Annotated in this window: 1 pseudogene; it reads left to right on the top strand. The window is 61.4% G+C overall.

Annotation, left to right across the window (positions count from 1 at the left end):
* Positions 1-90 precede the first annotated feature (90 nt).
* A pseudogene (locus tag F6X68_RS33120) lies at positions 91-498 on the top strand (hypothetical protein); the annotation flags it as partial.

Below are 498 nucleotides of genomic sequence, written 5' to 3'. Positions count from 1 at the left end.
TTTTGACGCGCATCAACAGAACGGCATCGTCCACATGGAATACCGCACGCGCGTCTACACGGGTAAATTGGATTACGACAGGAAAACCGCATGAAGGTTAGCTACAACTGGCTCAAGGAGTTTGTCGATCTCGCCGCTTCCCCGGACGAAGTGGCGTCGCGCCTCGCTCTTTCCGGCACCAACGTCGCTTCCGTCGAAAAGGGCCCGCACGGAGCCGTGATTGACGCGGAAATCACCTCCAACCGCCCGGACTGCCTGAGCATGCTGGGCATCGCGCGCGAGCTTTCTGCTGTCTATCGCCTGCCGCTGAAGCTGCCTGTGCCGAAGTCCGCCGAGAGCCCGGCAACAAAGGCCGGCGACGCCATCGCGGTGCAAATCGAATCGCCGGAACTTTGCGGGCGCTACACGGCGCGCGTGATTCGCGGCGCGAAGATTCAGCCTTCGCCAAAGTTGCTTAAGGATCGCCTGGAGGCCGCCGGCATCGCCAGCATCAGCAAC

Origin of the sequence: Micromonospora sp. AMSO12t (assembly GCF_008806585.1) — a bacterium.
Classification (GTDB): domain Bacteria; phylum Actinomycetota; class Actinomycetes; order Mycobacteriales; family Micromonosporaceae; genus Micromonospora; species Micromonospora reichwaldensis.
This window is presented reverse-complemented; position numbering and strand designations above follow the sequence as displayed.